16 protein-coding genes are annotated in these 19,716 nt (G+C 38.9%); 14 read left to right on the forward strand and 2 right to left on the reverse strand.

The genetic code is table 11. The features are described from left to right. The first annotated feature begins 45 nt into the window (after window positions 1-45). The 13 genes from ACYVNW_RS18050 (at window position 46) to ACYVNW_RS18110 (ending at window position 14,429) form a co-directional block, all read left to right on the forward strand. Window positions 46-357, forward strand: a complete 312-nt coding sequence (locus ACYVNW_RS18050; RefSeq protein ID WP_460681309.1) for a DUF3467 domain-containing protein — start codon at window positions 46-48, stop codon at window positions 355-357. 193 nt (window positions 358-550) lie between these two features. Beyond that, a complete protein-coding gene (locus tag ACYVNW_RS18055) occupies window positions 551-1,315 on the forward strand; it encodes a polysaccharide biosynthesis/export family protein (RefSeq protein ID WP_460681310.1) in 765 nt (254 codons plus the stop codon). 3 nt (window positions 1,316-1,318) lie between these two features. Next, on the forward strand, window positions 1,319-3,706 hold the full coding sequence (locus ACYVNW_RS18060) for a GumC family protein (RefSeq protein ID WP_460681311.1): 2,388 nt from the start codon (window positions 1,319-1,321) through the stop codon (window positions 3,704-3,706). A 77-nt stretch (window positions 3,707-3,783) separates the two neighbouring features. Beyond that, a complete protein-coding gene (locus tag ACYVNW_RS18065) occupies window positions 3,784-5,187 on the forward strand; it encodes a lipopolysaccharide biosynthesis protein (protein WP_460681312.1) in 1,404 nt (467 codons plus the stop codon). Window positions 5,188-5,221: 34 nt separating this feature from the next. Further along, window positions 5,222-6,508: an O-antigen ligase family protein gene (locus ACYVNW_RS18070; RefSeq protein ID WP_460681313.1), complete on the forward strand. Its 1,287-nt coding sequence runs from the start codon at window positions 5,222-5,224 to the stop codon at window positions 6,506-6,508. 5 nt (window positions 6,509-6,513) lie between these two features. Further along, entirely contained in the window at window positions 6,514-7,296 is a 783-nt protein-coding gene (locus ACYVNW_RS18075; RefSeq protein ID WP_460681314.1) for a 6-hydroxymethylpterin diphosphokinase MptE-like protein, read from the forward strand. Window positions 7,297-7,305: 9 nt separating this feature from the next. Next, window positions 7,306-8,262, forward strand: a complete 957-nt coding sequence (locus ACYVNW_RS18080; protein ID WP_460681315.1) for a Gfo/Idh/MocA family protein — start codon at window positions 7,306-7,308, stop codon at window positions 8,260-8,262. Window positions 8,263-8,273: 11 nt separating this feature from the next. Further along, window positions 8,274-9,374, forward strand: a complete 1,101-nt coding sequence (locus ACYVNW_RS18085) for an NAD-dependent epimerase/dehydratase family protein (RefSeq protein ID WP_460681316.1) — start codon at window positions 8,274-8,276, stop codon at window positions 9,372-9,374. Continuing rightward, window positions 9,371-10,303: a glycosyltransferase gene (locus ACYVNW_RS18090; RefSeq protein WP_460681317.1), complete on the forward strand. Its 933-nt coding sequence runs from the start codon at window positions 9,371-9,373 to the stop codon at window positions 10,301-10,303. Before ACYVNW_RS18085 ends, ACYVNW_RS18090 begins: the two co-directional genes overlap by 4 nt. Window positions 10,304-10,344: 41 nt before the next feature. After that, on the forward strand, window positions 10,345-11,328 hold the full coding sequence (locus ACYVNW_RS18095) for a glycosyltransferase family 2 protein (RefSeq protein ID WP_460681318.1): 984 nt from the start codon (window positions 10,345-10,347) through the stop codon (window positions 11,326-11,328). A gap of 50 nt (window positions 11,329-11,378) precedes the next feature. Next, complete coding sequence (locus tag ACYVNW_RS18100; protein WP_460681319.1) at window positions 11,379-12,494, forward strand: glycosyltransferase family 4 protein; 1,116 nt, start codon at window positions 11,379-11,381, stop codon at window positions 12,492-12,494. A gap of 118 nt (window positions 12,495-12,612) precedes the next feature. Further along, complete coding sequence (locus ACYVNW_RS18105; RefSeq protein ID WP_460681320.1) at window positions 12,613-13,377, forward strand: WecB/TagA/CpsF family glycosyltransferase; 765 nt, start codon at window positions 12,613-12,615, stop codon at window positions 13,375-13,377. Next, window positions 13,374-14,429, forward strand: a complete 1,056-nt coding sequence (locus tag ACYVNW_RS18110; RefSeq protein WP_460681321.1) for an NAD-dependent epimerase/dehydratase family protein — start codon at window positions 13,374-13,376, stop codon at window positions 14,427-14,429. The genes ACYVNW_RS18105 and ACYVNW_RS18110 overlap by 4 nt, the downstream gene beginning before the upstream one ends. A gap of 141 nt (window positions 14,430-14,570) precedes the next feature. Here ACYVNW_RS18110 and ACYVNW_RS18115 read toward each other — a convergent pair whose 3' ends face one another. Both ACYVNW_RS18115 and ACYVNW_RS18120 read right to left on the reverse strand, forming a co-directional pair. Continuing rightward, on the reverse strand, window positions 14,571-16,469 hold the full coding sequence (locus ACYVNW_RS18115; protein ID WP_460681322.1) for a hypothetical protein: 1,899 nt from the start codon (window positions 16,467-16,469) through the stop codon (window positions 14,571-14,573). A gap of 125 nt (window positions 16,470-16,594) precedes the next feature. Then, window positions 16,595-17,839, reverse strand: a complete 1,245-nt coding sequence (locus ACYVNW_RS18120; RefSeq protein WP_460681323.1) for a sialidase family protein — start codon at window positions 17,837-17,839, stop codon at window positions 16,595-16,597. A 329-nt stretch (window positions 17,840-18,168) separates the two neighbouring features. On the opposite strand from ACYVNW_RS18120, the gene ACYVNW_RS18125 reads away from it, so the two are divergent. Further along, the gene (locus tag ACYVNW_RS18125) at window positions 18,169-19,716 is read left to right on the forward strand and encodes an aldolase catalytic domain-containing protein (protein WP_460681324.1); all 1,548 of its coding nucleotides are present in this window, start codon (window positions 18,169-18,171) and stop codon (window positions 19,714-19,716) included.

Below are 19,716 nucleotides of genomic sequence, written 5' to 3' on the forward strand. Positions count from 1 at the left end.
TAAAGCCTTCCGTAATATACGGAAGGCTTTACTTATTTTAGTAGGATGAAAGAACAGAATGAAAATCAACTGGATATTGAACTTTCGGAAGAAATAGCCGAAGGAATTTATTCAAACCTGGCCATCATCACTCACTCCAACACCGAGTTCGTATTGGATTTCATCCGCATTATGCCCGGTGTTCCTAAAGCAAAGGTTAAATCCCGTGTTATCCTTACCCCTGAACACGCAAAACGCTTATTGGCAGCCTTAGCAGATAATATTGAAAAATACGAAGCCATAAGCGGTCATATCAAAGTTCAGAACGAAAACCCCGGCTTCCCTATGAATTTTGGGGGAACGATGGGGCAAGCCTAAATGACTTTCTTATAGTTGTATACGTTATAAATGTAATTAATACTTTAATTATATTTATATTTACAGCGTGAATTATTGATTATACCTTAATAAATAAAACAAAGCGTTGCTTTAATGGCAATACTGCAACTTTTTTTGCATGCAAAGAGTTTCACTCATAAAGTTTGGATTGCTCAGTTTGATGCTATCCTTAATGATTTCAACCTTATTTTCCTGTTCATCAGCAAAACGTGTTAAATATTTTAAAGATATACCCGACTCGGGCGCATTGAGTTCAATTACCAATGCTGAATATATCGAGCCTAAAATACAGGTTGATGATATTATTACCATCATCGTTCAAACTGTTGATCCTAAAGCAACAGAGGCGATTAATTTGGGTAATGTGGCCAGTGCCAGTACCAGTACAACTATTGGTGTTAACAATTACAACCAGCAGATAAGCGCAGGTTATTTGGTTGATAAAGCCGGTGATATTGAAATGCCAATAATAGGCAAAATAAAAGTGGCCGGTTATACTACCCGCGAGGCTACTGATGTAATCCGTACAGCGGTATCAAAAGATTTAAAGAACCCTACAGTAATTGTAAGATATGCCAATTTCAGGGTAAACGTTACGGGCGAAGTAGCAAGGCCGGGCGCTTATATTATGCCCAACGAAAAGGTAAGTATACTTGATGCAATTGCTGTAGCCGGCGATTTAACTATTTATGGCAAGAGAGAAAATGTACTGGTGCTGCGCCAGAACCCCGATGGTACCAAAATGCCTTACCGGCTTAATTTACAAAACAGTAAGGTAATGTCATCTCCTGCGTTTTACCTTCACCAAAATGATGTGGTTTACGTTGAGCCAACTAAAGCTAAAGCCGCGGCTAATGATGTAACACAGGCACGTACTTATACCATTATCGGTTCCCTGTTGTCAGTACTGATAGTGTTGTTTTCAAGAATTAATTAATTTATGGCAAACCATAACGAAAATTCCATACAAGAAAAGGGCGATCAGGAAAGTAGCTTTGATATTAAAAGCGTAATTGTAAAATTTTATAATTATAAGTTTGTATTTGCGCTAAGTGTAATTGTGTGTATGGCTATAGCTTTTTTGTACGCCCGCTATGCCAGACCAACCTACCTTATTCAGAGTAAGATCATTGTTGATGATCAGAGCTCAAATCCGTTGAGCAAATCAACAAGCATGCTTGACTTTTCGGACATTTTCGCTATGCCGAATAATGTTAATAACGAAATTGAAATCATTAGCTCAAGAAGCGTGATGGCAAAAGTAGTAAGTGACATGCAGCTGAATGTGACTTCTTACCGCAAGGGCCTCATCGGTTCTGTTGAACTTACTGACGAGCAACCTTATACCATTAGCGTTACAGCTAAAAAAGATACCATTTTACCACGTTCTTATGATTTGGAAATCAAAGGCAATGCCTTACACCTCACCAACCGTAAGGATGGAGTCGACCTTGAGAACATCAAGTTTGGGCAGCCTATCCATTTAGAACAATATGATATTGTGTTTATGCCTAAGCCGGGTAAGCCAATAGAGTCCCGCGGTTATGTGATTGACATCGAATCATTAGACAATAAAGTGGAGGCTTTGTCTAAGCAACTGCTGGCTGAGCTATCCGATAAAAAAAGTACCACCATTAATTTAAGTCTGCAATATTCTAACCCTAAAAAAGGAGAGTTGATATTACAGCGACTGATGAACTATTATATCCGGTTAAATAAAGAGAATAAAGTTCAGATTGCTGACAGCACTTTAGCTTTTATTGATAAAAGGCTGGCAGGTGTTGAAAAAGACCTCTCAGGCATCGAAGGTAAGTTTGAGCAGTTTAAAGAGCAGAACAATCTGGCAGATGTAAGCGAGCAGTCAAAGCAACTGGTACAAAGTTCATCAGACTACGAAAAGAAGTTAAGTGAGCAGGAAGTATTGTTAAGTGTTATTGACGATATTCAAAAGATTGTACAAAACCCGGCCAGTAAGCGCATTATTCCGAGTTCATTAACGGTTCAGGATCCGGTATTTGCCGAAGCAATTGGTAAATACAATGAGCTTTTATTGCAGCGCGATCAGTTGAGTTTATCATATAAAGATGCAAACCCTGTATTGCAAAATCTGGATAGCCAGATAGAAGCAGCCCGTCAGAGCTTACTGAAAAGCTTTCAGCTTTACAAAAAAAGTGTTGAAGTTACCCGTAACGAACTGCGCAGCCGGAACTCGAACTTTACAGGCAAATTAAAATCAGTGCCTAAAGTAGAGCGCATTTTCCTGGATTACCAACGCCAGCAAAATTTGAAAGAGCAGCTTTATTTATTCCTGTTACAAAAAAGGGAAGAAACAGCTATTTCAAAAACATCAACACTTTCAACAGCACGTATAGTTGATCCCGCAAAAAGTAATTTCTTTCCTGAAAAACCTAAAAAATCAATTGTTTATTTAATGGGCTTGTTGGCAGGTATAGCTTTGCCATGGGCATTTTTAAGTTTACTAGAAGCATTGAATATCAAAATTTCCAATAAATCGGATATCGAGAAAAGAACTTCGGTACCAGTTGTTGGCGAAATTGGGAATAATAGCAGCATGGAGTCCTTGGTAGTTACTAACAACTCCCGCAATGTGCTGTCTGAACAGTTCAGGTCTTTGCGTACCAATATGCAGTTCCTGCTCAATATGGGTAAACAAAATACAGTGCTTTTAACCTCAAGCATGAGTGGTGAAGGTAAGTCCTTTATATCGCTTAATGTGGGTAGTGCGCTTGCTTTGGGTGGTAAAAAAGTATTGTTAATGGAATTGGATTTAAGAAAGCCAAAACTTTCTCAAAGCATTGGTGCAGACCCCAACCATGGCTTTACCAATTATTTGATTTCTGATAACATTCAATTAGACGATATTATTAAACCTACCTTTTTTAACGAAAACTGCTTCTTAATTTCTGCAGGTCCTATTCCGCCTAACCCATCCGAATTGCTGATGGGAGAAAAGGTAGACCGTATGTTTGAGGAGCTGAAAAAGCGCTTTGACTACATTATTATTGATAGTGCGCCGGTAGGTTTGGTATCAGATGCCCTATTGCTGCAAAAGTATGTAGACTTATCACTGTATGTAGTTAGGCAGTCATATACCTATAAGTCACAACTTAATATCATTAATGATTTAAAAGCATCAAACAAGATTAACAAGGTTTACCTGGTTGTAAACGATATTGAGACCAAAAAGGGTGGGTATTACGGCTATGGATACGGCTACGGTTATGGCTACGGTTATGGCTACGGTTATGGCTATGGCAACGAAAAGCCGGCAAATAAAAGTTGGTGGGATAAAATAAGGAATAAGTAAGATTAACGCTAAGCCGAACGATAACAAAGAAAAGCATGTTTAATAAAATTTGGAATTCGCCTACAATCACAACCTGGATGAGTTACTCCACCAAAGCGTTGTCTTTGTTTGTAGTTCTTCCGTTAATATTAAAAAACTTTCCGTTAGGCGATGTAAGTTTATGGTACCTGTTCTTCACCATCATCATTTCATCTCAAAACATATCGGAATTCGGCTTCAGGCAAACCTTCTCGCGCATTATATCTTACGCTTACGTAGGTGCTGAAGACATTGGTCAGTTTAAGAATGATACGAGTGTAAAAGCCGGTATTGAAAAAGAGCAGCCTAATGTGGCACTGCTGAGTGATGTAGTATCAACAATGAAATACATCTATGCACGGCTCACCATTTTGTTTTTTGTGCTTATGGTTGGTTTCGGTACCTGGTCGTTGATTACGCCGGTTAAGCAAGCCAGTAACATTACACAAACGTGGTGGGCATGGGCTGTAGTAGTGGTAGCATCATGTATTAATTTTTACGGTAAAATATATGTCAATTACTTAGAGGGCCTGTTTAAGGTTGCAGTAGTGCGCCGCATTGAAACACTTACCTCTTTAGGGGCAATTATTTCGAGCATTTCTATACTGATCATATCACCTTCGCTGCTGCACTTAATTATTGCAAACCAGTTTTGGATTTTAGTTAACACGGTAAGAGACATTTACTTGTGCTATACTTTAGAAGGAGGCTTGTATAAAAGCGTATCAAAGCAGCAACCCTTTAATAAAAGCATATTCAAAAAAATATGGGAGCCTACCTGGAAAAACGGGATATCGGGTTTTGTAGCTATCGGCGTAACTAACTTAAATGGTGTCTTTTTTGCACAAGTAGGTTCTCCAGCCGAAGTTGCGGGTTATTTGCTGGCGCTGCGCATCATCAACCAAATTAAAGATATCTCAATGGCGCCTTTCTACAGTAAACTGCCCTTAATGGCAATGCTGAGAGTGAAAAACAATTTGCAGGAGCTGATCAAGATATCTAAGAGAGGTATGTTTTTGAGCCATTTAACCTTTATTATAGGTGTCGTTGGCGTAGGCGTGTTCAGTAATTACTTGCTTCATTTTTTAGGCTCACATGTAAACTTCGTTGCCCCTAAATTATGGTTGCTGATATCGTTGGGTTTCTTTTTCCAGCGTTTTGGGGCAATGCACATGCAGGTGTACATATCAACTAACCATGTTATCATACACGTGGCTGATATTGTTTCGGGTACTATTTATGTATTAGTTACTTTATTGCTGTTTAAGTTTATAGGTGTTTATGCATTGGCAGTAGCCATGATTGCCGGTTATTTAGGATTTTATTCATGGTACGCAGCAAAAAATTCATACCGTTCGCTCGGTTTGGGTTTCGGAAGTTTTGAGCGGAGTACGCTTGCTATGCCATTGCTTATTTTGTTGCCTTACTTATATGTTGTTGTATTTACCAACTATCTAAAGTAATATGGATATAGTAAAAATACTTATATTCATAATCATGTTTCTGGTTGGGCATAGCAATGTGCTATATTCAGTAAACAAGAAAGCGCAAATTGCCACCACCATGCTGTTCTTTGCATTATTGTTGAATGCAGCATCTGAACAACAGGCCATACTACAGGTAGCTACTTTGCTAAGTATAACTGCAATCTCAATTATGTTAGGTGTAGTTGCCAGGCAATATCATAATAAAAAGGTGAGATATACGCTTTCTTTTCTGCTGTTTGCCATTTTCATTATTATTCAGCTGATTCATAATATTGTAGATTCTCTGTATGGGGTGAGTTTGAGCAAAGCTGATGCCGTGAGTTTGGCCAACCCATGGGGACTGGTAAGTTCGTTTGCATTGATATACTGCTGTAATTTTAATGGATATGATTTAAGCTACTTTAAGAGCTATAAATTTATCAGACTAATTAAAATTGCAAGTATGGTGTTGTGCCTGGTGATGATTGGCGTTGCAACCGGTTTAATTAGCGGGAACACTTCCAAGGTAGCAGAAGATTTAGGCGGAATTGGCTTAAAAGGAGCTTCAACCAATGAAACAGCTTTGTTTGCCGTTTGCTTATCTATCCATCTTTTGGTTTATGCCCGCAAAACTAAATTCGATGTGTTTACTATTATATGCTTAGTGGCTAACCTTTTTGTGGTTGTACTTACACAAAGCCGTACAGGGTTGTTTGCGGTTGTGTTTTTGCTGTCCATGTACTTTTTAGCCGGTTTGCGTCGTAACCTGGGAGCGTCAATAGCTATTGCTTTTTTGGCTGCTATCATAGTCATTCCATCTTATGATTATATTGCCAATGTTATTTCTACCAGATTTCAACACGATGAGAATAATGCCAACTTTGTTACTGTTTCTGATAACTTGGGGTTCACCTTATCTGGCAGAACGTTGATTTGGGAAGGTTACCTTGACGAGTTTTTCAAATCATTGGAGCATAATGCAGAATACTTATATGTGGGAAGCGGTTTCAACAAGTTGGTTGATCTTTATAATCAGTCTTTCATTCCCTTGCTGAATTTGGGTAACCTGAAAGTTAATTTCTACCCATTGCATAGTGATTTGCTGCTGATATTCATTACAGGAGGTATTATTGGACTGCTTGCATGGGCTTTTCAACTTTACACAGTAATTAAAAATTTAATAAGAGAGCCTAAATTCATTTTTGGCGCTTTCCTGATGTTATTAATTGTCTACACTGCAATCGATATGTTAAACTATTCGCCTTTAAGCTCTTTGCTGATAGGTGTCGGGTTATCACAAAAATCAAATTTTGCTTAAAAATTATGTTTTCACGAGCCAAGGATAAAATTACCGCTGTAAGCAATGCTGCAAAATACGATTTATGGCAGCTTACCAAAGCAGGCAAGCAAAACCACCAGTCTTTACAGCAGCTAAAAGATAAATACGCAGGTAAAAGGTGCTTTGTAATGGGTAATGGCCCCAGCCTGGTTAAATGTGATTTGAGTAAATTGAAGGGCGAAGTTACCATTGGCAGCAATAATCATTTTTTGCTTTGGGAGCAAATGGGGTATAAGCCTACATTTCTTACGCTTGAAGATGAGTTAGTAGCCAAAGGCAGGAGCAGCGAACTTAGTGCTTTGACAGGTACAACAAAGATATTTCCATACGATTTAGTAAACACCCTGATTCCTAACAGCGATACGCTTTATGTAAATTTTGTACGCAAGTACAAGCCGTTTCCGCTTTTTACCGAGCAGTTTGCTGATAAAGTATACTGGGGCGGCACAGTGAGTTACCTGAACTTGCAATTGGCCTACTACCTGGGATGCAAAGAGGTTTACCTGATAGGTTTCGATCATTCATTCAAACTTCCTAAAATGGAAGGTACCACTGTAATTACAGCTGATGCACCCGATAGTAACCATTTCCATCCTGATTATTATTTGAAAGGGCATAAATGGTATGACCCCAACGTGGAGCGTATGGAAAGCGCCTATATTTATGCCAAAGATTACCTGCAGCAGCATGGTGTAAAGGTATATAACGCAACTGTAGGCGGTAAGCTTGAAGTATTTGAACGAATTGACTTTGATAAATTGTTTTAACTATATCTTATGACAAAATCACTTGGCATCATTGGTTGTGGTGCAGTAATCCAAAATCAATACATTAAGGTTTTGAGCATGTATCATGATGTAAAAACCAAATTTGTATTTGACTTGAATGAAGACCTCGCCAGGCAAGTTGCCGGCCAGTTAGGTGCACAGGTAACCAGTAAAGAAGCCCTGATTAATAATAGTGATATTATTGTTATTGCAACGCCGCCTTCATCCCATTATCAATTAATTACCGAGGCCCTCCAACCTGGTAAAAAAGTAATATGCGAAAAGCCGTTTGTTGGAACATTAAAAGAGTGTAATGAATTGATTGCACTTGCTACATCAAGAAATGCTGAACTTTTCGTAGCTCACTTCAGGCGTACATTTCCATCGGTTAAGCTGGCTCAATCTATTGTTCAGAGCGGCCTGCTGGGAGACATCACCAGTATTGAAGTTTACGAAGGCGGCAAGTTTTCATGGCAAACCAAGTCGGGTTATGTTTATCAGGATCCTTACGGCGGCGTTCTGTTCGATACCGGCTCACACACCATTGATATGGCTTTGTTTATGGCAAATCTGGATGATAAGCCTGTTGAAATATCATCGGTGGATGTAAAAAAAGACAAGCCAGAGCCTGCACATGAAATACAAGCTGCTTTAAAATTACAACCTGCCTTAGGGCAAGAGGTTACACTTAAGGTGAAGCTAAGTCGCAGATTATTATTGTCAAACAAAGTAAAAATTACAGGCACCCAGGGGTGGATAGATGTACCTATCGGGGTGGCAAATTATATACGCTTAGGCGGACCAAAATCTTCTACTGTAGTTTATGCTGATATCAAGTATGATGAACTCATGGAAGCTTTTGCAATGCAGTTTAAAGATATGTTTTACGATGTAAAAAATTCGCCTTATAAAGCCGGCAGGTTTGCCAACTTAACACACATTTTAGAAACAATTGCCAACAGCTAAATCATATTAAAATGCAAAACAAAAAAGTAGTTATAGTTGGTGCCGCGGGGTTTGTAGGTATTGAATTGGTAAGCCAATTACAAAATATAGAAGGATACGACCTGTATGCATATACGCGCGACAACGGTAATTTCCTGCTACAGGGAAAAAATATCAAAAACCTCACGGATAAAGAAATTAGCGAAAACGGGCCATTTGATATTGTAGTCAACTTGGCTTACCCTACGGTAAGTATGGCATATGAATTTCCGGCAGTAAATCAAAAAATATTAGGAACGCTTAAGAAGCTGGTAAGCGCCAATACGCGACTTATTCATGTAAGTACACAGGCTGTGTTCGGCTTCAGTATGGATCGCCCGGTGGTGGCCGATTTTATTGCCAACCGTCGTGATCAGGCTTATATTGAGGCAAAGCTGTCAATGGAGAATTTCATTAAACGCGATTTTCCAAATCATAATGTGAGTATAGTACGTTTGGGAAACGTTTGGGGGCCAGGTGCAGGTACATGGACAGGCTCTGTTGCTAACAGGCTTACTTTCGGCCAGTTTGTGGCTGTTGAGAATATTGACGGATATGCCAATATCACTGACGTGAAAAATGTAGTATCATATCTGATACATTTAATAAAAACAGATAAGCTGAGTGGCTTTAATATGTTTCACTTAAGTGAGTTCAGCAATAAAAAATGGTCTGAAATAATCCGTTTGATGGCTGAAGCGCTTAACGTAGAGCCGGTATACAGTACCGTTAAGCCTGTAGATACGGCGTCTGCTGTACAGGATTTTAAGAAAGTAGTTAAAAAACCAGCCATTGGCGAATTATACCGTGGCTTAATACGTGAACGTTTTACCGGGTCATACCTGCGAAGCCTGATCAGGTTTATGGGAGTTGGCCGTTATCAGAAAGCTAAAAAGATTGAAACCCGTACATTACCGGCCATACATACTTTGGGCATGGAAGACGGAGTATATCTTAATGTGGTGAGTTCGCCTGTTGAGTTCAAAAGTGTAGTGATGAGCGATTGGACGCCCCAACTAAACTTTGAGCAATCATGGCAATTGGTTAAGGACTGGATGACCGAGGTGGGATACCTAACAGGAACGGAAGCATGATAAATGTTTTTATATGTACTTATAATCCTAACCCCCAATTTTTGCGGGAAACGATTGAAAGTATACAAAAGCAGGATTTGCCACAGGATTTATGGAACCTGACCGTTATTGATAATAACAGTACCAGCCCTGTAGCCGAACTGGCGGTAATAAAGGAGTTAAAAGTTAAAACTGTAGTAGAGAAAACACAGGGACTTACTGCCGCCCGCAAGTGTGCAACCTTGATGGCTAACGGAGATTTGCTGGTTTTTATTGATGATGACAATATACTGGAGCCTAACTATCTTTCAACAGCAAAACAACTTTTTACTCAACAACACATCGGTATATTAAGCGGGCACATTGCACCGCGTTATGAAATTCAGCCCGGGGCCTGGTTTAAACCGTTCGAGCCCATGCTGGCCATCCGGCTGTTTGAAGCAGATCAGGATGTAATGCTTAATGAAAGCAGCCATTACAACTCGCGGTTTCCTGTAGGCGCCGGTATGATAGTTCGCAAAGAACTCATCAGTGAGTATTACAATGAGCATTTATCGGCAGATAATTACATTGAGGGCCGTAAGGGAGATGATTTAACTTCATCGGAGGACATTGACCTGGATTTGTATGCCTTAAGCAAAGGCTACAAAATAGGTGTAAGTCCAAAGCTTAGAATGCTTCATATTATTCCTCCACGCCGCATTGAGGCTGATTACATCATTAAAATGGCCGAGGGTAATTTAAAAAGCGGGATGACTGTCAACAAGAAATGGAATCCTGTTTTTAAGCATAATATTTTTAATTTATTTGATGTGGCCTACCCTAAAATATTTGCTGCGTTAACAATATACGGTCTGCTTAGCTTTAGGCCGGCCTTCCGTATCAAGTATGCTATTTTTAAACAGATATTTAACTATAAAACAAAGTACAGAGAGAGTGCAGGTTTTTAACTGGCTTTTGAATCTGGTACTTAAAAATTTTGTATAGCACAATGGATCAATCAAACAACACTATACCGGTAAAAATATCTCTTTGTATCGCTACTTGCAGACGGGTACCTTATCTAACTATATTATTAGATAGGTTAAGTGAAATCAACCTACCTGAATATATTACACTGAAAATAGTTATTGTAGATAATGATGCCGAAAAAAGTGCTGAAACTTATGTAACAGGCAGAGCTGTAAGTTATCGTTTCCCGCTTTTATACGGTTCTGAAAAACAAAGGGGGATTCCTTTTACACGTAACAAAGCGGTAAGCTTGGTAGATAAGGATACTGATTTTGTTGCTTTTATAGATGATGATGAGTACCCTGATAAAGATTGGATTGTTAAATTATATGAAATACAGCAAAAAGCCAATGCCGATTTAGTGATTGGCCCATCATACCCTGAGTTCGTGGATACTCCACCAGATTGGGTAGTAAAAGGTGAGTTCTTTTTGTTTTCGTATTTTAAACAAAAAACCGGAGATGAGCATCCTGCCGGTAGCGTGGTAACTAACAATCTGTTAGTTAGGTACAGTGCCCTGATGCAATTAAAAGGCCCGTTTGACGAAACTATGGGCCTGGTAGGCTGTGATGATAATGCATTAGGCATCAGTTTGCATAAACTGGGGTGTAAATTTGTATATACCAATGAGGCGATTACTTATGAGTTTGTCCCAAAATCCAGAACTAATTTTAAATGGCTTATGCAACGCGCTTACCGGTCGGCCAATACGTTTTGGCTACTTACACAGGATAAAAATATATTTAAATTACTTAAACTGTTAGCCGGTGCATTAGCACGCATTATTATTGGGTTTGTATTACTGTTACCAACATTACTGATTAGTCCGATTGTTGGTAAACACCACTTTGTAAGAGCTATTATGTTAATGGTAAGGGGGTATGCTATTATTGCAGGTATTTTTGGTAAAAATTACGAAGAGTACCGGCATGCCTATACTATACCTACAACTGCAAACAGTTAATCGTATTCTTATAATAGCCCGGCCATCCTAAATAACCCCTGCCATCACTAATGAAAAAGAATATATTATGCATTCTGCACCTGCCGCCCCCCGTGCATGGCGCTGCAATGATGGGGAGTTACTTTAAAGAAAGCACTGAAATTAACGCAGCGTTTAACTGTACTTATGTTAACCTTTCTACTTCGGATTCTGTAGAAAGCGTTGGTAAAAACAGCGTTAAAAAGTACATAGCACTGCTGAAAATAGTGAGTAAGGTAATGGGCTTACTCATCAGGAATAAATATGACTTCTGTTATATGACGCCTTCAGCCCGCACACCTGCTTTTTATAAAGATTTTGTGATTATCAGTATACTTAAGCTATTCGGCATGAAAATGCTTTACCATTTTCATAACCGTGGAGTAGCTGATTGTGCAAAAGGCAAATTAGCCGCCGGTGTTTATAAAAGCGCCTTTAAAAACTCAAAAGTTATTTTAATATCCGAGTTATTATTTAAAGATGTGGCTGGTTTCGTGCCTCGTAATGATGTGCATATATTATGGTGTGGCATCCCTGTAACCCCGCTTGCTGCAACTGAGCATTTCAAGTTTGAAAAGGTTTCAACCGGGCGCTGCAAAATACTTTTTGTTTCTAACATGATTGTTGAAAAGGGGGTATATGTGTTATTGAATGCCTGTGAAATTTTGCAGCAAAAAGGCCTTGATTTTGAGTGTCACTTTATTGGCGACTGGTTTAATATTACCGAAGATACATTTGGCAAAGAAATAGAACAGCGCGGTTTAGCAGGCCGCATATTCGCTCATGGCAAGCAATACGGCGAACAAAAGTTTAAACACTTTCAGGATGCAGATATTTTTGCATTTCCTACTTATTATGAAAATGAGACTTTTGGTTTGGTAAACCTTGAGGCTATGCAGTTTGCATTACCTGTAATTTCTACTCCGGTTGGTGGTATACCCGACATCATTAGGGATAACAAAACCGGTTTTATTGTGCCTTGTAACGATGCAGCCGCAGTAGCAGGTAAATTGGAGTTGTTAATAGCAAACCCCGAACTACGGAAAAGATTAGGCCATGCGGGGCGTGAACGATTCTTTAAAGATTTTACTATTGGCACATATGAACATCGTTTAACTAATATATTAACCGAAGTAAGTCAATTATAACTTTAATAAGTATATAATATAAATATTTAGAAAATTTAACTATATGATTGATGATATTTTAATAAAAAATCAATATTTTTATATTTTCTTTAAGAAATAGATTTTAACGAAGAGTCAAATGTTAAGTTTTAATAAGGTATCTGTTTTTGGTGTAAATTATGCAGTGGTTGATTATGCCTCAACAACGGATATTTTAATTGAGAATGCTAAAGCTGGCAACAGCTTTGGCATGTCGGCTTTAGCAGTTCACGGTTTAATAGAAGCCGTAAATGATCCTGCCTTTATGGAAATGGTGAACCGCATTGATTTGGTTGCACCAGATGGCCAGCCGGTGAAATGGGCCATGAACCATTTTTATAAACTGCGCCTGCTCGACCGGGTAAGTGGCCCCGCTTTATCACTTATGGTATTAAAAAAGGCTAACGAAGTGGGCGGCGTTAACCTTTATCTGTACGGAAGCAAGAAAGAAGTGTTGGACAAACTTGTGGATCGTTTTAACCGCGACTATCCTAATGTAAAAATTGTCGGCATCCACCCCGATCGCTTTAGAGAAGCCACACCAGAAGAAGATCAGGAAGACATTGACAAAATTAATGCTTCGGGTGCCAATATGGTGTGGGTAGGCAGGGGATGCCCACGGCAGGAAAAATGGGTGGCTAACCATTTGGGTAAAGTAAATGCGGTAATGATGGCTATTGGAGCCGCATTTGATTTTCATGCAGGTACCTTGAAGCAAGCGCCTTTATGGATGCAAAGCAACGGCTTGGAATGGCTGTACAGGTTGTATGCAGAACCCGGCCGCCTCTGGAAGAGATACTTATTCACCAATAGTAAGTTTATATATTTATTTATTAAGAAATCATTTAATTCAAAAAAGATATGAAAGTTCTTGTTACCGGGGCCGGCGGCTTAATCGGCAGTGAGGTTGTGCAGTTTTTTGCCAACGAAGGCTGGGATGTAGTTGGTGTGGACAACAATATGCGTGCTGATTTTTTTGGTGAAAAAGGTGATACTACCTGGAACATTCAAAGATTAGAGAGCAGGTTGGAAAGATTCAAAAACCAATACCTGGATATCAGAAACAGAAATGAAGTGAAGGAATTCATCATGTCGGTAAAGCCTGATGCCATTGTGCATACTGCAGCTCAACCCAGCCATGATCTGGCCGCTTCACGTCCGTTCGATGATTTTGACGTAAATGCCGTAGGTACATTAAACCTGTTGGAGGCCACTCGCCAATATAATCCTGAAACACCTTTTGCCCATATGTCAACCAATAAGGTATACGGCGATGCGCCTAATTACCTGAATTTGGTTGAGCAGGAAACCCGGTATGATTATGCCGATGCAGAATATGCAAATGGTATAAAGGAAACTTTCAGCATCGATCAATCTAAACATTCACTTTTTGGTGCGTCGAAAGTAGCAGCCGATGTAATGGTGCAGGAATACGGAAGATATTTTGGTATGCCTACCTGCTGTTTGCGCGGGGGCTGCTTAACCGGACCTAACCACAGTGGCGTTGAGTTGCACGGTTTCTTAAGCTACCTGATTAAATGCAACCTTGAAGAAAGAAAATATAACATCTTTGGTTATAAAGGCAAGCAAGTAAGAGATAATATCCACTCGCTGGACGTTGCCAGATTCATTTATGAATTTATCAAAGCACCACGCGTTGCTGAAGTGTATAACTTAGGTGGAGGCCGTGCAAATTCTATATCTATTCTGGAAGCATTTTCATTGATTGAGAGTATATCAGGCAAGAAAATGATCTATGAATACTCAGAGCAGAACCGCATTGGTGACCACATGTGCTATATCTCTAATTTGGATAAAATGAAAGCGCATTACCCGAACTGGGATATCACCAAAGATTTAGCCACTACTTTCCAGGAGATTTATGAATCTTGGTGCAACCGTGAAAATTTAGCCTAAATCAAGAAACAGCGGTGCAAAGTTAACTTTGCACCGCTGTTTTACTAAGTTTCTGATCCGTACAACAGATTCAGTATATTAAAAAGCATACCTCATTAACCCAGTTTTGCTATCCGGCAGGACAGGACTAATGAGGTATATTTATTTATAAGCTATTTTTAAAATATCATATAAATCCAGCTTATCAATCGATACATTAATTGCGGAGCCATTCCATTGAAAAGGAATTTGCTTATGCTGAGGTTCTAAGGTAACCGTAGTAGGCTTTTGTGCTAATTTAACGCTCAGATTTAATGTTGTTATTGGTGCTACTGAATTATAAACACTGGTGGGGACATTCACTTTTTGCCCTGTTGCATTCACCAGCTGAATTAAAATATCATTTCCTTTCTTTCGCGTACTGATATGTACGTTTTCTGAGTTTTTAACAACTACCATCTTATTTGGCATCAGCGCATCAATTATCCGGCTGACATCAGATTTGACATCAGGCGATAAATTACCAAGGTAGGTAGCCGAAACATCATTGTTTAACACGGCTAAAAGCCCTTTACCATATTTTTTTACAGATAATTCACCAGCCGTACTACCCGGCGTGATGCCTGGTACTTGTACCAGGGTAGCAATATTATTGAGTGCGGCAAATGCATTTGCCATTTGTTTACCGGTAACCAAAACTTTTCCACCTTGTGTAATATATTGTTTAATCTGAGCTATGGTGGTAGCAGGCAGGTAATCCCAATCGGCAATAACTATTACCGGGTAAGAGTTTAGTTGGCTGGCTTGAAAATCCTGTATAATATCAACAGAATACTGGGCATTAAGCAGCAGGTTGAGCATGCCCTTTACATTATCAGTAGCCGTATTGAGCGTACTGAAGATGTTATGAGTATTCATACGTTCATACCCGCTATTAGAAAAAAATAAGCCTACCTGTGGGATGGAAGTAGTTTTAAAACAGTAAGGTTTACGATCAACACAAAACTGTTTTATAGCTTTAAGCTCCTGTACATTACCCAAAGGTAAAGCAGCATCTCGTTTTTGAAAAGTATAAACACCAACCCCACCACCTTCAGCTAAAACAGGAGAAATTTCTTGTTTGATCTGTATAAGCGACTTGCTCTGATAGGTTTTATAAGTACTGGCCCAAACTATCAAATCCCAGGGTTTGTGATAGCCGCTCATAAAGTGCGATTCTAATTCAGCCTCAGTAAAGCTGCTTGAAGATAAGTCACCACTTAAAAAATCAACGCGAGCATCAAGAGGGCCTGGCATGTAAGCAGAGAAGGCCCAGTTGCTTGCCACTTTAAAAGTTGGTTTATAGTTGTGCAATTGATTTACATAATCAGCCAGGTATTTATGGTAAGATTGCCTTAAAAAGCTGGTATAACGATTATGCTGACCATAAGAAAACGTAGAATCGTTCTTGAAAGTACGATTATTCAATTTCATAAAACTGGCTATGGCTGCTTTTGAGTAATCCTGTTGCACAGCCCAGCATTCACCATCTACCCAAACGCCGTCTATATGATAATTATCAATCAGTTCTTTAATCTGGGGTATAAAGTAGGTGTTTTTATAACTGCTAAAGAGGGAAGTAGCTTGTGAGTTGGGATGCCCTCTTTCATCCAAACTTGCCCACTGCGGGTGGTCTTTAACCGCCTCTGCATCTACTACGCCCGAAAAATGCGAGTAAAGAGCCGTATGGTATTTATAAGTTTCTGCCCTGAAAATCTTTAGAGGATCAACTAAAATGTTGGGTGCACTCACTCCAATTTTAGTAGGATAGCTGGAGATGCCCGGATGACCTTTAGTGTCTACTTGTATGTAATCGGGCCTGATAGCGGACAGCACGCTATCTACATCCTGGGCTGTTAACGTTCTGCCAATACCCCTGTCATTAAGTGTAGCATGAAAATCATAATGGAGCCCAAAGAAGCGCTCGGTTGAAACACTTTTGGCCGTTTGTGCCTCACACGTACCACAGATACAAACTAAACAGAAAGCTGTACCCAAAAATGAACTCAGAAATTTAACCATTGTACCCAAATTAATTTATTTGAATAACGCTAACATACAAAAGTCTATTATAGATTACTATAATAGACTTTTGTTAAAAAATTTATGGTAAAAATCCGAACCTTATAAAGGTATGCCTTGAGAAGTTATTTACTGCTGATGACAGTCGGGGTTGTATTTAGCTTGCCATTCATAATATCTTGCTCCGTAAACTTAATAAAGTTTATCTCTTGATCGCTGGTGCGGTTTCTGTCGTAAACCAAGCAAATTTCTTCTTGGTCGTTTTGCATCACGTCTGGATAGGATACTGCAGATCTGGAATCTATTAATAACTTATAAGCCCAGGTCTTACCATTATCTGTTGATAAAAATGCGGTCAAATTAGTTCGTGTTGTGGCACTGTTTGTAACGAATAGCAAGTTACCTGATTTTAATCTGGCGTAAAATGATCTTGTTCCAGTTGTACTACCTAAATCTTTGTATATACTCGGATAGGTCCATTTTACTCCTGCATCTGTACTATTAGACATATAAATTCCTAACTCCGTACGTAATGCAGCTTGGTATACATTGTTGCCTAAATCTACAATATTCATTTCAGCATAATTTACTGATATTCCACTGGTGTTCAATTTAGCAACACGAACTGGTGTAGTCATTTCCTTTCCTGAATAGGTAGATTGATAAATATTTGCACCAGCTAAATCAGCGGGGGTAGCCGTAGTAGGATATTTATTCCAAGGATTCTGAACAATGAATCCTGACATTGGAAAAAGGATCTTGGAGCTATCTTTCCCTATTGGGGTTGGTTTGGTATTGATTACGCCATTGAACAAAAATTTAGGTTTAGTAATCACTATTTGATCGTTAACATATTTGATTGTAATATACCAAGAACCCAACTGGCCTCCATCCCACATACCAACTGAGCCAGCCCATGATAAATTTAAATTGCCAAGTTTGTCTTTCCAAAAGTTAGCGTCAAAATGACGTACCATCGGATCAAAAGATCCGATAATTAACTTATGCTGTTTCCAAGTTTGGCCACGGTCAGTGCTTACCGCAACAGAAAGATAGTTGCCGGGTTGTTCACCAACTCCACCTGTTTGCCAAGCCACAAAGTGAGTATTTCCTAATATGCCTAACGCAGGGCAACCTTGATACTGATGCGTAGTGTAAGTCGGATTTCCACCTTGATTATACAAGAAAGTTGTTTTAGAAGCACTATCTATACTAATAGGTGGAACTATAGATGTGGTATTAAGTATAGGTACATCTTTATTATCTATAATAACTGCAGTGGGTTTAGCATTTTCTTTTTTACAGGAATAAGAAAATAAGCTAAATAAAGTACCAGTGATAACAAGTAAGGTTTGTAATTTTTTGTTCATATGAGTAAATCAATGCTGCTACTCATTGGCAAAAGGTGTTCCATAGAATATTATAGGTATAATTGAGGTTATCAGGTTAAAATGTGCTGATTTTGTGATTATAACTGAGGAAAATATTACACAAATCCACAATTATAGGCTTGTTGTTATTGTATATATATATCGTATCTTTGATTTTCATGATAAGAGAAAATTGTGATTGCAAAATATAATTAATTCTTTGTGTTTATAATATTGTATCAAATAGTTATTGAAAAAATAATATTAAATACATAGATATACATCAATTTTGTGTGTGAATTGGCTCTGCTAAAAATTTAACAATATTTATGTACAAAGTATTAGACTGCACCTTACGTGATGGCGGTTACTACAATGGGTGGGATTTTGATGATAAAATTACATCAGTATATTTCCAGGCCATGGAGCAACTGCCTATTGATTATGTAGAGATAGGATATCGTAATAATCCCTCAAAAGGTTACGAAGGTAGATATTTTTACTGCCCGCAGTTTGTGTTGGAGCGCTGCAAAAGCATGATGCCGAGCAAAAAAATTGCGGTAATGTTCAATGAAAAAGAGGTTAAACCGCAGGATGTACACAAATTGTTGGAGCCATGTAAAGGCTTAGTAGATATAGTTAGAATTGCCGTAGCACCTAACAAATTCAAGCAAGCCATTGAACTGTCAGCAGCTATACGTGCCGAAGGTTTTGAGGCTGGGGTTAACCTCATGTACATGAGCAGTCTCCTAAATAGCGGTACCGAAGAGGTATTTGATACGCTTGCTACTATTGAGGGTATTGTAAACTATTTTAGTTTGGTTGACTCATACGGAGGTGTTTATCCAGAGGACGTTGCCCGCTTAATTAAGCAATGCAAAGCTGTTACTAATGTACCGGTTGGATTTCATGGTCACAATAATATTGAATTAGTTTTTGCAAATACTTTAGCTGCCATTAACGCCGGGTGTGATGTTGTTGATGCTACAGTAACCGGTATGGGCCGTGGCGCCGGTAATTTAAAAACAGAGTTATTATTAACCCATCAGGCTACCCGTGAAGGTAGAAATGTAGATTTTAATAGTCTGGCCGATGTAGTTTCAAACTTCGAACAATTACAAGATATATATGGTTGGGGTACTAATCTACCCTATATGGTCTCCGGCACTAATTCCTTGCCGCAAAAAGATGTAATGGATTGGGTATCTAAACGTACATACTCCATCAACAGTATCATAAGAGGACTCAGCAATCAATCAAAAGGGCAAGAAGATAATTTGAAACTTCCGGTTTTTGATGGTAGTAAGCATTATAAAACTGCTGTGATTGTTGGCGGTGGTCAAAATGCAGTTGCTCACGCTGAGGCTATTAAAAAATTCATTGATCAAAATAATGATATATGCATCATTCACGCCAGCTCAAAAAACAGCTGGATATATACTGATATAAACGTTCCGCAATTCTTCTGTCTGGTAGGCAACGAGGGGCACCGGTTGGAAAATGTGTTTAGCGATGTAGCTAATATTAATCCAATATGTATTTTGCCGCCGTTTCCTCGTAAAATGGGTACTTATATTCCCAAAAGTGTGATTAATGATTCTTATGAACTGGGCGAAGTAAACTTTGCAGACAGTTATAAAGACTCGCATACAGCACTTGCCGTACAATTAGCAAAAGAACTGCAGGTTCAAGACCTGTATGTTGCAGGTTATGATGGATATCTGGCACAGCCTGTGTTGCAAAAGGAGCAGGATCTATTAATTGAAAATAATTACCTTTTTGCTTGTGCAGAAAAACATTTTGGTAAACTGACTTCGCTTACTTTTACCAACTATAAAACATTGAATATTCAGTCTGTTTATAGCTTGATTTCCTGA

The sequence above is a fragment of the Mucilaginibacter koreensis genome, assembly GCF_054783355.1.